The organism is Flaviramulus multivorans, from assembly GCF_021728415.1.
GTDB lineage: Bacteria > Bacteroidota > Bacteroidia > Flavobacteriales > Flavobacteriaceae > Sabulilitoribacter > Sabulilitoribacter multivorans.
Genome location: NZ_JAKKDV010000002.1, coordinates 158,292 through 172,102, shown reverse-complemented (window position 1 = coordinate 172,102; position 13,811 = coordinate 158,292). Strand labels below are relative to the sequence as shown.

The window sequence follows — 13,811 nt, the reverse complement described above, 5'->3', positions numbered from 1 at the left end:
AAGAGATAATTGATCAATAGAAAACTCTAAAAACATGAACATCTGTTTCATTATGTATCCTTGGGAAGAAATAGACCCAGAACATGATACAACTTTAGCATTGATTAAAGAATGTGTAAAAAGAAAACATGGTGTAGCCATGTGTACACCTTCAAATTTAACTATACGGAATAGTGTTACAAATGCGACTTGTAAGGTTGTTGGTAGAATGGATAAAACTCCAGGTTCGTTAAAGTCATTTTACAAAAAGGCAGAATTACGCGAAGAAATGCTACCATTAGCAGGTTTTGATGTTATCTTTTTTAGAGCAAACCCACCACTAGACCCTATCATGCTTAACTTTTTAGATTCGGTTAAAGACGATGTGTTTATCATGAATTCTTTAGAAGGCATGCGTGAAGCAAATAACAAGCTTTATACAGCAGCTTTTGGCGATGCTCACAGCAATATTATTCCTGCTACTCATGTCTCAAAAAGCAAAAAATATTTAATCAGACAAATACGAGAATCGAAATCTGATAAAATGATACTAAAACCTCTTAATGGTTTTGGTGGTTCGGGTGTTATTTTAATTGAAAAATCGGCCATGAGTAATATTAATTCCTTGCTCGATTTTTATATAAATAGTGGCGATGGGTCTTCAAACTATGTAATTCTTCAAGATTATATTGAAGGTGCAGACCAAGGCGATGTTCGTATTCTAATGCTTAATGGTGAAGCTGTAGGAGCCATGAAACGTGTTCCAGGAAATGACGACCACCGTTCCAACGTTTCTGCTGGTGGTAGTGTGCAACGACATGCGCTTACAAAAGCTGAAAAAGCGCTTTGTAAACAAATAGGGCCTAAATTAGTAAACGACGGACTTTACTTTGTAGGTATTGATGTTATTGGTGGTAAACTGGTTGAGGTTAATGTGATGTCTCCGGGTGGAATCACCTATATCAATAAAGTTTATAAGCTTAAAACGAAAATTGAAGAAAAAGTAATTGACTTTTTAGAAATGAAGGTGTTAGATAAACTTCAAGCTTTTGATAGACGTACCAGACTTAGAAAAACTGTTCAAGATGCTTAAGGTCATAAAAACATATAAACTCCTTATTATTTGTATTCTATGCAGTTTTACTTGTTCTAATATTTTTGCTCAGAATAATGAAATAGACGAGCTGCAAGATGTCATTACAAAGTTAAGAGTAGATACCAATCATACGTTTCTTAAAACACTCAAACCTTTACAAAGTGATTATTCTATCATTTTTTTAAATGAAGATTATGCTCAAAAAGCTTTTGATTACTCCCATGAAAAATGGAATGGCATTGATAAGGTGCCTGATAGTAGTATGAAACCAACTAGCGATACTGATAAAGCCAACGTACTGTCTGCAACCAAATCAGAATTGAGCAAAGGGATAACGAACGGACTTCCCGAAGATTATGCCATATTAGCAAATTATCTTAACGATGGTGTAACGGTTTATGGATTGCAGTATGTAAATGATGCGGATTCTAATCATAAAACAAGAGCTGCTTTTTTTAAAGTGGGAGATAGATGGGTTATTATTCCTCAAGTGTTTTTAGCTTTTAAATAATTTTGGAAGATGAAAGGAATCGAATTAAATCAGCCTATAGTTACCGTTGATTGGCTTCATGCTAATTTGAATGCAGACAATCTTGTTATTTTAGATGGCACCATAAACAAAGTGTTTGACGCTTCTCAAAAGCAAATTCCCAACACAAGACTTTTCGATATAAAAAATAAGTTTAGTGATACTTCAAACCCGTTTCCGAGTGCTTTTCCTTCGTCTCAACAATTTCAAAAAGAAGCAAGAGCTTTAGGTATTAATAATAATAGTGCCATTGTAGTTTATGACGATAAAGGTATATATTCCAGTGCACGGGTATGGTGGTTGTTTAAAGCATTTGGTTACAATAATGTAGCTGTTTTAAATGGTGGCTTTCCGGCTTGGTTACAAGCTAACTATGCAGTCGAGTCAATGAAATTATATGATGGTCCTTCTGGTAATTTTACACCAAACCTTCAACCTGACCTTATGAAGTTTTTTAAAGATGTTGAAGACGCTTCAAAAAATAAAACCCACAAAATTGTCGATGCACGTTCTCCCAGTAGATTTAATGGCGAGGAGCCAGAACCCAGAGCAGGTTTACGTCAAGGTACAATTCCAAATTCGGTAAACTTACCCTTTGAAACACTGCTCGATAATGGTATTTTAAAACCTAAAATAGAGCTTGAAAAAGCTTTGTATATGGTTGCTCATAAAAACGATCCTGTTATTTTTTCTTGTGGCTCGGGTATTACAGCTTGTGTGTTAGCTTTAGGAGCGGATATTGCGGGCTATAAAAACATTTCGGTTTATGATGGGTCTTGGACGGAGTGGGGAAGTTTAGTAAAGGATTAATCATGCAAAAACTTCCTTTAAAAGATATTATTACTAAAATTAAAAACGAGCAAACGTTTGAAGCAGTAGCTTCAGACTATTCATTTACCATAAAAATTGATGCTTATGTACCATATGTATGTGGTGCGGTACACGATGGTCATCAATTTAGGAAAGAACTTTGGAAGTCTTGCTTGCATACCGAATATGAAAGATGGTACGAAGAAGACCCTGAAACTAAAAACATGGTTAAAAGTCATCCTATTGTGATTGCTGGTTGCGATTCGCGATTTGAATACGATTTAAACCGATCGCCTGAAAGTGCTATTTATTTCGACGCTTGGGGAAAACAACTTTGGAAGTATCCACTTTCCGAAGTGATGATAAACAAAAGCCTTGAAAAACACAGCAATTTTTACAAAGTGGTGCATACTTTAATAGAAACTATAGAGTTTAAATTTGGTTTTTGTACAGTTTACGATATGCACAGCTATAATTGGAAACGTTGGGATAGGGAAGTGCCTACTTGGAATTTAGGAACAAGCAATATTGACAACAATCGGTTTGGAGCAGTGGTTGAAAGCTGGAGACAAAGCTTATCTGAAATAAGGTTTCCTAATAATATAAAATCGACATCAAAAATTAACGATACCTTTCAAGGCAATGGTTATTTTTTAAAATACATTACGCAGAATTTTAAAAATACCTTAGTTTTGGCAACCGAAATTGCCAAGGTGTACTGCGATGAATACGACCAAATTATATACCCCGAAGTTGTACATGCTGTGGAAACCGAATTGGTAAAACGCATACCCGAACACGCTATGCGTGTTTATAATGCCTTTAAAAGTTAGAAATTATGAAGATTGGAAACGACGTTGCTATTAAAGCCCTTTTTGAAATAGATGAAAGTATTGATGCCTTAGTAAAGCAAATTGAACTTTTAAGCTACGTTAACCCAACTAATATTGAAGAACAAAAAACCCTTTTTTTTGCGTCTAAATATTTGACCGACCCCGTTTTTAAGTATCCTGAGATTAATTTTGACAAGTTTAAACTGCATAGAGAGTTATATACACAAAGCATCGAACTTATTGAAGATGAAGCGATAAGAAAACTTTACGAAGACATTATTTATACCTATTCAGGGCTTATACGCTGTATTGAAAATATAGGTAATGATAAAAAGTTTTACTACAACTGTTTGCGTTGTTTTGGTACGCCTACTGAGAATGATGTGGAAAACGCTAAGTTTATTCTTCATTTTGAAGATGAAAATAAAGAAGTACCCGCTTTTCAACCTAAGTATAGCGCTACCGAAGCTGAGGTTTTTTTTAAAGACTTTTCAAAGAAATACGATTTTAGCTATAGCATTAAGCAGTCTGATAAAATGTCGGCGATAGCTATGGTTTTAAATAATATAAAAACACTGGTTTTAAATGCTAATTATACCTATTCCGACAATGAAATTGCTGTTTTAACCAATCATGAAATTGGTGTGCATATGGTTACTACTATGAATGGTATTTTGCAACCTTTAAAAATATTTTCACACGGATTTCCGAACAATGAAGAAACCCAAGAAGGATTAGCGGTTTTTTCGGAGTATATGAGTAATAACTTAACGCTTACACGCTTAAAAGAGTTGGCTTATAGAGTGATTGCTGTAGATAGTTTAGCCAAAGGTTATACCTTTTCAAGAACTTTTAGGCTGTTGCATAATCAATACGATTTAGAGCGTGAAGAAGCGTATTATATCACTGTGCGAGCGCATCGTGGTGGCGGTTTTACTAAAGATTATTTGTATTTAACAGGACTTAAAAAAATTTACGATTACTACCATGAAGGAAAAGATTTAAGCTTGTTACTTACTGGAAAAGTGTCTTTAGATTATGTAAACGAAATAGAATCTTTAATTGAAAGCGAACTAGCTATACCTGCAAAACATATTACGGATTCGTATGCCGAAAACAAAAATACCAATAACAAGGTAGATTTTATTTTAAGGAGTTTAAAGTAGGCGAGAACAAGCAATTACTTATAGCCATTGTCGTACATAGTTACTTTTGCTCGATTATTTTCTTTAAAATGGGTTTGAAATCTATAATTTTTGATGATTTAATTATAATTGCTATATCAATAGGAATTCTAGTATATGTCTCAATATTTTTAACATTTGATGGTAAAATTAGATTTCCTTTGGCATTATAATTTTTGGATTGAGCATTAATACCAAGTAAAAATAGGCGTGTACCTATAACTAAACCAGGGCCGTTATTATATGAACCTTCATTATAAAGTACAATAGGTGAACCACTTGAGCCTGAAAATATAGAAATGTCTAGTAGAAATTCTTTTTTTCCTTCGTAATCTAAAAAGATTGGTGTTGCTGTAGTTCCTTTTCTTGTTATTGGAATATTATTTCTAGTGTCTGACAAACCAATTGGATAACCAATCATGTATAAATCCTCGATTGCTCTTAAAGATTCAATTAATTCTTTTTTTGGTAATTCCGATTGAGTATATGACACATAAAATGGAATCTTATTATTTTCTATAGAGCTCCAATTGATAGAGTCTAATGGTAAAATTGCTAAGTCAACATCTGGGTGTCTAATCCATTTATTTTTTGTTCGACCCGTTTTTGTTTTTAAAATACTACCATAATTTGGTTTGCCATTTATTTCTTCTGTAAAATTCAGGTTTAAACTGTCAGTGTTTTTTATTACATGGTAATTTGTAATAATAGTAGCTATTTTGGTACTATCAACTTGGAATTGAAAGAAAAAGCCAGTTCCAACAGACTTAAACTTTTGATTAATACCATTAATTAATGTATCTCCAGATGATTCAATCCGAATAGTGGAATTAACCAAAAGTTCAGAAAGTCCTAATTTACTTTCTTGGCCAAAAACCTTTGTTATCGAAAACAATATTATTATAATAAAATACTTCATTTTATAAATTATGTACAACGACATGATATGAAGCTGTTTTAATATTGAAACAAATTCAGCACGTATAAGCGAAGTTAGGTTTTTAAAGCTAAAAAATCAATATGTAATATAAGGTTTACATTAAAAGTTATAAACAATTACATGTCAGCGTTATTGATTTATTTTTATTCTAAAAATTTACTTTTTAGCTCTGGCGTGGGTATCCAACAAGTTTCTTGTTTACCATACCATTTGTAGCGGTTTTTGGCAATATAGTCATATACCCAATTACGTATAAAAGGTGGTACAATAAAAAATACACCGATTAAATTTTGAGGAAAGCCTAAATGTGTTGCAATTTTTAAAGCTGCAGAAGATTTGTAAACCACACCCTTATTAGGTGTGTAAAGTAGTATGGAGTCTACTTGGTTTGTATCAATATGGTAAGCGTCAATAATTTGTTTACCTGCTTCACTTTGTAAAGCGGTAAACATAAATTGATTTTTGGTATCGTGTTTAATTACGTATTGCACACTGTTGTTGCAAAGGTTGCAAACACCATCAAATAAAATAAGTTTTTTACCTTCAGGAATATTGATATTCATAAAACAAAGATACGCCTTTATAAGGTATTTAAAAACTCTGTAAGGTCGGTGTCTTTATCTAATTTAAGCTTCTTTTTAAGGCGGTATTTACTTTTTAAAACACTTTCTGGGAGTACATTAAGCATATTGGCAATTTCTTTAGTAGACAAGCTCATGCGTAAAAAGGAAGCGAGCCTAATTTCTTTTTCATTAATGCTTTCGTAGATGCTTTTAAGTTTATTATCAAAGTCGTTATGCACCTCAGTAAAATAAGATTTGAATACTTCCCAATCTTTATCCTCAGCGCTTTCTTTTTTAAGCAACATTACTAAACGCCTGAACTCTACTTTAAATAATTGTGGCGATTGCTTAATCTTTTCAAGATTTTCTTTTAACTCTTGTATAAAGGTGCTTTTTTGCACTAAATGAAGTGTTTGAGACGCCAACTCTTTCTTTTTAAACTCTATTTCTTGCTTGTATATGGCTTCTTGTTTTTCACGCTCAATCCTATTCTTTTTCATACGTTGTTTAAATCCAAAAAACAAGAGTCCTGAAACAGCTACAAAAGTAAACATACCACCAGCATACAAGCCTTTACGTAAATTACTGATTTCAACTTTTTGGTTTAAGGTTTTAATTTCTTCTTGCTGTAAAGCTATTTCGGCTTCTTTCTTTTCAGTTTGGTAAATGGCTTTTAATTCTTCAATTTGTTGCGATTTTTTGGCGTTAAACAAGCTATCGTTTATTTTTTGTGATTCTTTTAAATAATACACCGCTTCATCACTTCTGTTTACTTTCAACAGTATTTCAGAACGGTATTTATAAAGATCTTTTAAATGTGGTAAAGCACCCATTGATTTAGAAAGTGCAACCGCTTGGTCGTTATGGTCTAAGGCGTTTGAAAAGTTATTGGTATGATAGTCTATTTGCGACAAGCCATCATACGCATTAACCAAACTTAATTGCAGATTTTCCTCTTCTGAAATGGCCTTGGCATCTTCTAAAAGCTGTTTTGCTTTCGTATAGTTTTTATTAATGATTTCTATATCTGCTAAATTGTGCAAGGTGTTTGAAAGCGATAGTTTGTCTTCAACCTCTCTTGAGTATTTGATAGCTAAATCATAGTTTTTTTTAGCGTTTTGATAGTCTTTTAAATTTTGATAAGAAATGCCCATAGAGTTGTAAGCATACGCCGCATACATTTTTTCGCCCAAGTGTTCATAAATTTCAATGGCTTGATTAAAATACTCAATAGAAGCTTGATGATTTTCTAAACCAGACTCAATATCTCCAATCTGTTTTAAAACATCGGCTTTTCGCGATTCATGATTTATGTCTTCAAAGCATTTTAGGGCTTTTAGTGCTTCACCAAGTGCTATGTTGTAACTTCCCTTTTCAATATAAATATTAGCCAAAGCATTGTGTTGCGCTCCAATAAATTTTGTTTTTAAATCACCATCAGCTTCGTTTTCTTTAATTAAATTGAGGGTTTCTTTAGTAAGGTCAATAGCACCATTTAAGTCGCCTGTTAGCTGTTTAATGGTGGACATGGAGTGATTTATAAAGATGAGTCCTCTAGTGCTGTTAACGTCTTTAAAATGCTGTTTCGCTACACCGTAATAGTGTAAAGCAGAATCGTTTTCGCTTCTATTACCATAATAATCTCCAAAATGCATATTGGCAACCGCAATACCTTTTTTGTATCCAATACGTTTTGAAATTTCTAATTCTTGTTTTGCGTAGCCTTTAGCTTCTTCAGGTTTTGAAAACATGAGTTTTTCATGAAGCCTTGTTAGAATCATAACCTTAATGGAGTCGTCTTCCTTTCTAAGTTTAAGTTCGTTTTTTAAACTGTCAACAAGTTTTGTGTCCTGACTGTATGTAACATTAGAAGTAAAAAGTAACGTAATAAAAAGTAGTAAAAGCGTCTTCATAATATTTGTTAATTAGCTATTGCTAAGATAGATATTATAACTCTTGGAATTACGGTTTTAAGATTTGATGAAGACGTGCTTGTCCGTTGGATGTCTATAATTTTAACACCAAAATCGATTTAAAATAGTTTTTAAAAAACTGATTATCAATTAATTATAATTATGTAGGAATTTTGCTTGTCCACTTAAGAAGATAGGTTTAAAAATGGCCATGTCCCCTTTTTGTCCACTTAAAAAAGTATGGATTTTTGCTATTTTTTTACCGCTTCAACCAATTCTAGCTGCTCTAAACTTACATTAGTGGTAAAAACACCATAATTTACAACCGCCTTATTTTTTTCAATTTTGTCAATACTACCTATTGCTCGACCGTCTTCCATTCGCACACGGTCGCCAACTTTTAAAACAGGTTTTGGTTTAGGCGTTTCTACGGCTTTTTGTTTTTCAGCTTTCTTCTTTTTGCGAATAACATTTACCTTTTTTTCAACCTCTTTTTTTATTTGGGTTTCTTTTATTTTTTCCTGCTGTTTTTGTTTTGCTGAAACCTTTTTACGTTTGGAATTTTCTATTTGGACTAATTTAAAAAGCTCGCCCATGAGCTCCCGTTTCTGCTTATTAGTAAAATATTTTTCGGCTAAATCATTTACTTTTTGTCCTAAATAAATTAAACGTTGGTTACTGTCATATAACTCTTGATAGCTTTCTAGTTTCTTTTGAATTTTGGCATTAATTTCCTCTAGTTTGTCTGCCTCTTCAATCTTTTTCTTTTCGTTAAGCTTGAGTGATTGCCCTGTTTTTTCGAGTTTTGAGCGCTCTTTTTGAAGCTTTGCAATAGTTGCATCAAAACGTACTTTACTACGCTCAATCTTCTTTTTAGCTCTGTTTATTAAACTATAAGGAATCCCATTTTTTTGAGCAACTTCAAATGTAAAACTACTTCCGGCTTGACCGATAACCAATTTAAATAAAGGTTCTAAAGTTTTTTCATCAAACAACATATTGGCATTTAGCATGTACGGTAGCTCGTTTGCCAATATTTTTAAGTTGGAGTAGTGGGTTGTAATAATACCAAAAGCTTCTCGATGATAAAATTCTTCTAAAAACGTTTCAGCTAAAGCACCACCAAGTTCAGGGTCGCTGCCGGTACCAAACTCATCAATTAAAAAGAGTGTGTTTTTATTACATTTCTTTAAAAAATAATTCATTTGCTTTAAGCGATAGCTGTAAGTGCTTAAATGATTTTCTATGGATTGATTATCGCCAATATCACTCAAAATTCTATCAAACAAACACGCTTTACTGCGCTCATGTACTGGTATAAGCAAACCGCTTTGAAGCATGACTTGCAATAAACCTACTGTTTTTAAAGTGATACTTTTTCCACCAGCATTGGGTCCGGAAATAACAATAATCCTGCTATCATGTTTTAGTTCTATGGTTTGCGGAAATGTTTTTTCTTTCTTTTCTAAATTGTTCAAGTAAAGCAGTGGATGGTACGCATCGCGTAAAAACATACTTCTATCTTCCGAAATTTCAGGAAGAATGGCGTTCATAGATTTTGCGTATTTCGCTTTCGCGGAAATAACATCTATGTTGATTAAAAAGGTTTGATAATCGTTAAGTAATGGTAAAAACGCACGAATATAATCGGTGACTTCTTTTAAAATACGAATCACTTCTTCCTGTTCTTCATATTCTAAATTATTGAGTTCACGTGTGTGTTGTAAGGTGGTTTCAGGTTCAATATAAACAATACTACCTGTTTTACTGCCACCCATAATAGCTCCCTTCACTTTTCGTCTGTACATAGCTTTAACAGCTAAAACACGTTTGTTGTCAACAACGGATTCTCTAATATCATCTAAATATTCAAGATTATGATACATGTTTAAGGCAGTAGCAAAACTGGCGTTTATTTTGCCTTTTATTTTATTAATTGATTGGCGTAATTCAAATAAAAGCGAAGACGCATCGTCTTTAATATCCCCAAATCGATCAACAATATTGTCAACTTTCTCAATAATAACCTTGGTAACCTCGATATGCGAAGCATAATTATTAAGGTTTGGGTAATAGTCTTCAAATTTCTTTAAAAAGGTTACAATGTCGTTTACGGTTATTGATGTAGACACTATTTTTTTAAGACTGTGTACTTCTAAATAAGTATTTTCAATACGTAGCAGCTTTAATTCTTTAGTAAGGTCGTCAAAACCATGATTCGGTATTCTGTTATCATTATAAAATGAAGAAAGATATTCGTTGGTAAGCCCTAAAGCAGCCAGCAACTCTTCCTTTGTTTTGTGGGGAGAAATCTCTAAAGTTTTCTTGTTTCCTAAAGAGGTAACACAGTGTTCGCTCACCTGTTCTAAAACAATTGGGAACTCTAAATCTTGTAAAGTTTTTTCGTGTATATGAATCATTATCGGTAAAACATACTTTTAAAAGAAGAGCAAATTTAAACATTAAACTTAAGATGTTTTACGCTCTCTGCACTTTCTTAATAAATAGTTAATTAACAGTGTTGGGTAATTGTTTAACATAACGCTAACATCTGTAGGTCAGATTTCTACATAACTTGATAACTCAATCAATTAACTGAACTTTTATGAAATGAGCTATAATTGAATTTTGATACTTCAATCTTATTGGCGAATTCCATTTGATCTTTAAAAATAATTAAACAATCAACAAATGAAAACTAACTACAACCTTTCCGCATTAATTTTTATCTGCTTACTTTCCTTTAGTTTAAGCGCATTTGCTCAATTAAACACGCCACGTGGCAGTCAACAAGCTACAATTTCTCAACGTGTTGGAGTGTCTGATGTAACCATTACGTATTCAAGACCTAGTGTAAAAGGACGAGAAATTTGGGGAAAACTGGTGCCTTATGGTATGAATAATCTTGGTTTTGGTACGTCAACAGCGGCTCCATGGAGAGCGGGTGCCGATGAAAATACAACTATTACTTTTTCGCACGATGCACAAGTAGAAGGAAAGCCTATAAAGGCAGGGACTTATGGTTTGCACCTTGAAGTAAGAGAAGATGATACGGCGACCTTAATTCTATCAAAAGATGCTGATGCTTGGGGAAGTTTCTTTTATGACGAAAGTAAAGATGCTTTAAGAGCTGATATTACTACCACAACGGTTCCGCATCATGAATTATTAACATTTGAGTTTAATGAAGTGACGCCAAATTCAACAACAGCTTCTTTAGCTTGGGGAACCAAAGCGTTTCCTTTTAATGTATCGTTCAATGTAACAGATATTGTTTTAAATGATTTTAGAGCAAAATTTAAAGGGCAAGCTGGGTTTCAGCGTCAAAATTGGGAACAAGCAGCGCGCTATTCTTTAAACAATGGCGGTGATTTAAATGAAGCTTTAACGTGGATTGATGCTGCTATTGCTGGACAATTTTTTAGTCAGAAAACATTCAATAATGTGGCAATAAAAGCACAAATACTGAATAAACTAGGAAAAACGAATGAGTATGTAACCATGATGGATGAAGCGGCTTCTATGGCTAATGCCAATCAATTGAATGCTTTGGGATATCAAATGTTAGGAAATAAAGACTATGATAGAGCGCTGACTTACTTTAAAAAAGCGGCTAAGTTAGATCCTACCAATGCTAATGTTTATGACAGTTTAGGGGAAGCCTACAGAACCATGGGAAATAATAAAGAGGCAATTAAATACTTTAAAAAATCGTTATCAATGAATCCGCCAGCAAATGTAAAAGCCAATTCGGAGAAACATTTAAAGGAATTAGGCGTTATATAAACATATCATCAATCAAACTGCAATCAGTTATTAAGCTCAATCAAATTAATTGGTTGAGCTTTTTAACTTATATAATTCCAAATATTCTTGTATTTACTCAATTGTTTGTAGGTGTGCAACAACACTTTGTTTTCCGTTGAGGTTAAAGTAGGGTCATTGTTTAAAATACGTTTAGCATGATAACGAGCACTTTTTAAAATATCATTATCCTTAATAATATCAGCTATTTTTAAGTTTAGCACACCACTTTGTTGTGTGCCCATAATATCACCAGGTCCGCGAAGTCGCAAATCTACTTCGGCTATTTCAAAACCATCGTTGGTTCGAACCATAGTTTCTAAGCGCGTTTTACTATCGTTGCTAAGTTTATGTCCAGTCATTAAAATGCAATAACTCTGTTCTGCACCACGACCCACACGACCACGTAACTGATGTAGTTGAGATAATCCAAAGCGCTCAGCACTTTCAATAATCATTACGGAGGCATTTGGAACATTTACACCAACCTCTATTACGGTTGTGGCTACCATAATTTGTGTTTCGCCTTTTATGAAGCGTTGCATTTCATATTCCTTATCAGCGGGTTTCATTTTGCCGTGAACAATGGAAATTTGGTATTTGGGCATCGGGAAGTCTCTAGCAATACTTTCATAGCCATCCATCAAATCTTTATAATCCATTTTTTCACTTTCCTGAATCAGTGGATAAACGATATAAATTTGTCTGCCCTTTTCAATTTCATCTCGAATAAAGCGAAATACATTGAGTCGGTTTTTATCATACCGATGAACTGTTTTCACCTGCTTCCTGCCAGGTGGTAATTCATCAATTATGGAGATATCTAAATCGCCATAAACGGACATAGCTAAGGTGCGTGGAATAGGGGTAGCGGTCATCACTAAAATATGTGGTGGAGATAAATTTTTATGCCACAATTTACTGCGTTGAGCAACCCCAAAACGATGTTGTTCATCAATAATAGCGAGTCCTAAATTCTTAAATTTCACCTTGTCTTCAAGTAGTGCATGCGTGCCAATTAAGATCTGTAATTCACCATTTTCTAAAGATTCGTGAATTTCCTTTCTTTCTAAAGTTTTACTTGAACCGGTTAATATTTTTATACTGATATTTAATGAGTTACATAGTTCGTATAATCTATTATAGTGTTGGACTGACAAAATTTCAGTCGGAGCCATTAAACACGCTTGAAAACCGTTGTCAAGTGCTATTAACATTGACATTAGCGCCACTATGGTCTTTCCAGAACCTACATCACCTTGTAATAATCGATTCATTTGTGCATTACTGCCTAAATCGGCTCGGATTTCTTTCAAGACACGTTTCTGTGCATTGGTTAATTCAAAGGGTAAATGGTCTTTAAAAAAGGTGTTAAAATAGCTGCCGACTTTTTCAAAAGGAAACCCTTTTATTTTAGATTTATGAATTAAATTTTTGATTAATAATTGAAGTTGAATATAAAATAATTCTTCAAATTTTAATCGAAATTGAGCCTTGGCAAGTAGCTCTTGACTCTTCGGAAAATGGATGTTAAAAAGCGCCTCTTTTTTGCTTATTAGTTTCAGTTCGGAAAGTAAATTTTCTGATAAGGTTTCAGAAAATTGCCCTTTGGTTTCAACAAATAAATGTTGTATTATTTTATTAATCACCCGATTTGAAATGCCTTTATTTGAAAGCTTTTCTGTTGATGGATAAATGGGTTGCATCGCAGATCGAATATTTTTTTCGTGTTCCTCGAGCAATTCTAGTTCTGGATGCGGCATGTTATACTTGCCACTAAACCAATTGGTTTTACCGAAAGCTACATAAGGCTTGTTAAGTTTTAAACTTTCTCGAATCCATTTTAGTCCTCGAAACCAAACCAACTCCATGGTTCCTGTTTCATCTTGAAACGTAGCTACAAGACGTTTTCCGTTTTTTTGAGCAACTTCTTCAAACTTTGTAATAGTTCCAACAACTTGTACATCGGCATTATTACGTTGTAATTCGTTAACTTTATAATAACGTGTCCTGTCAATGTATCTATTTGGAAATAAGTTGATTAAGTCTTGATATGTGTAAATACCTAGCTCCTTACGAAGTAAGTCGGCTCGATTGGGGCCAACACCTTTTAAGTAATCAATAGGAGTTTGAAGGTTAACAGACATAAAAGCGAATTTA

The 13,811-nt window shown here is 33.5% G+C and carries 11 protein-coding genes; 6 read left to right on the top strand and 5 right to left on the bottom strand.

Annotation, left to right across the window (positions count from 1 at the left end; all coding sequences use genetic code 11):
• Nucleotides 1-34: 34 nt before the first annotated feature.
• Genes gshB through L3X39_RS05565 form a run of 5 tightly spaced genes read left to right on the top strand, consistent with a single transcriptional unit; the run spans nt 35 to nt 4,413 of the window.
• On the top strand, nt 35-1,072 hold the full coding sequence (gene gshB / locus L3X39_RS05585) for a glutathione synthase (protein ID WP_237230787.1): 1,038 nt from the start codon (nt 35-37) through the stop codon (nt 1,070-1,072).
• Nucleotides 1,065-1,586 carry a hypothetical protein gene (locus L3X39_RS05580; protein WP_237230786.1) on the top strand — a complete coding sequence of 174 codons (522 nt, stop codon included), beginning with the start codon at nt 1,065-1,067 and terminating at the stop codon, nt 1,584-1,586. The genes gshB and L3X39_RS05580 overlap by 8 nt, the downstream gene beginning before the upstream one ends.
• A 9-nt stretch (nt 1,587-1,595) precedes the next feature.
• Nucleotides 1,596-2,414 (top strand): sulfurtransferase, encoded by an 819-nt coding sequence (locus L3X39_RS05575; protein WP_237230785.1) that lies wholly within the window; start codon nt 1,596-1,598, stop codon nt 2,412-2,414.
• Between the two features lie 2 nt (nt 2,415-2,416).
• Nucleotides 2,417-3,247, top strand: coding sequence for an N-formylglutamate amidohydrolase (locus L3X39_RS05570; RefSeq protein ID WP_237230784.1), 831 nt, complete (start codon nt 2,417-2,419; stop codon nt 3,245-3,247).
• A gap of 5 nt (nt 3,248-3,252) precedes the next feature.
• Nucleotides 3,253-4,413, top strand: coding sequence for a peptidase MATCAP family protein (locus tag L3X39_RS05565; RefSeq protein ID WP_237230783.1), 1,161 nt, complete (start codon nt 3,253-3,255; stop codon nt 4,411-4,413).
• A 40-nt stretch (nt 4,414-4,453) separates the two neighbouring features.
• On the opposite strand, the gene L3X39_RS05560 is transcribed toward L3X39_RS05565, so the two are convergent.
• From L3X39_RS05560 to L3X39_RS05545, 4 genes are all read right to left on the bottom strand, one after another.
• Entirely contained in the window at nt 4,454-5,350 is an 897-nt protein-coding gene (locus L3X39_RS05560) for a trypsin-like peptidase domain-containing protein (protein WP_237230782.1), read from the bottom strand.
• Between the two features lie 164 nt (nt 5,351-5,514).
• Nucleotides 5,515-5,934 carry a thiol-disulfide oxidoreductase DCC family protein gene (locus L3X39_RS05555; protein WP_237230781.1) on the bottom strand — a complete coding sequence of 140 codons (420 nt, stop codon included), beginning with the start codon at nt 5,932-5,934 and terminating at the stop codon, nt 5,515-5,517.
• A 17-nt stretch (nt 5,935-5,951) separates the two neighbouring features.
• Nucleotides 5,952-7,847, bottom strand: coding sequence for a tetratricopeptide repeat protein (locus L3X39_RS05550; RefSeq protein WP_237230780.1), 1,896 nt, complete (start codon nt 7,845-7,847; stop codon nt 5,952-5,954).
• A gap of 251 nt (nt 7,848-8,098) precedes the next feature.
• On the bottom strand, nt 8,099-10,267 hold the full coding sequence (locus L3X39_RS05545; RefSeq protein ID WP_237230779.1) for an endonuclease MutS2: 2,169 nt from the start codon (nt 10,265-10,267) through the stop codon (nt 8,099-8,101).
• A gap of 271 nt (nt 10,268-10,538) precedes the next feature.
• Between L3X39_RS05545 and L3X39_RS05540 the strand changes: the two genes are divergently transcribed.
• Entirely contained in the window at nt 10,539-11,633 is a 1,095-nt protein-coding gene (locus L3X39_RS05540) for a DUF2911 domain-containing protein (protein ID WP_237230778.1), read from the top strand.
• A gap of 62 nt (nt 11,634-11,695) precedes the next feature.
• Here the strand turns inward: L3X39_RS05540 and recG are convergent, their stop codons facing one another.
• On the bottom strand, nt 11,696-13,798 hold the full coding sequence (gene recG, locus L3X39_RS05535; RefSeq protein ID WP_237230777.1) for an ATP-dependent DNA helicase RecG: 2,103 nt from the start codon (nt 13,796-13,798) through the stop codon (nt 11,696-11,698).
• Nucleotides 13,799-13,811 lie beyond the last annotated feature (13 nt).

Bases quoted from the DNA above. Each gene is read 5' to 3' on its own strand.
- L3X39_RS05540 (WP_237230778.1), top strand. From the start codon at position 10,539: ATGAAAACTAACTACAACCTTTCCGCATTAATTTTTATCTGCTTACTT.
- L3X39_RS05565 (WP_237230783.1), top strand. From the start codon at position 3,253: ATGAAGATTGGAAACGACGTTGCTATTAAAGCCCTTTTTGAAATAGAT.
- L3X39_RS05560 (WP_237230782.1), bottom strand. From the start codon at position 5,350: ATGAAGTATTTTATTATAATAATATTGTTTTCGATAACAAAGGTTTTT.
- L3X39_RS05555 (WP_237230781.1), bottom strand. From the start codon at position 5,934: ATGAATATCAATATTCCTGAAGGTAAAAAACTTATTTTATTTGATGGT.
- L3X39_RS05550 (WP_237230780.1), bottom strand. From the start codon at position 7,847: ATGAAGACGCTTTTACTACTTTTTATTACGTTACTTTTTACTTCTAAT.
- L3X39_RS05580 (WP_237230786.1), top strand. From the start codon at position 1,065: ATGCTTAAGGTCATAAAAACATATAAACTCCTTATTATTTGTATTCTA.
- recG (WP_237230777.1), bottom strand. From the start codon at position 13,798: ATGTCTGTTAACCTTCAAACTCCTATTGATTACTTAAAAGGTGTTGGC.
- L3X39_RS05545 (WP_237230779.1), bottom strand. From the start codon at position 10,267: ATGATTCATATACACGAAAAAACTTTACAAGATTTAGAGTTCCCAATT.
- L3X39_RS05570 (WP_237230784.1), top strand. From the start codon at position 2,417: ATGCAAAAACTTCCTTTAAAAGATATTATTACTAAAATTAAAAACGAG.
- gshB (WP_237230787.1), top strand. From the start codon at position 35: ATGAACATCTGTTTCATTATGTATCCTTGGGAAGAAATAGACCCAGAA.
- L3X39_RS05575 (WP_237230785.1), top strand. From the start codon at position 1,596: ATGAAAGGAATCGAATTAAATCAGCCTATAGTTACCGTTGATTGGCTT.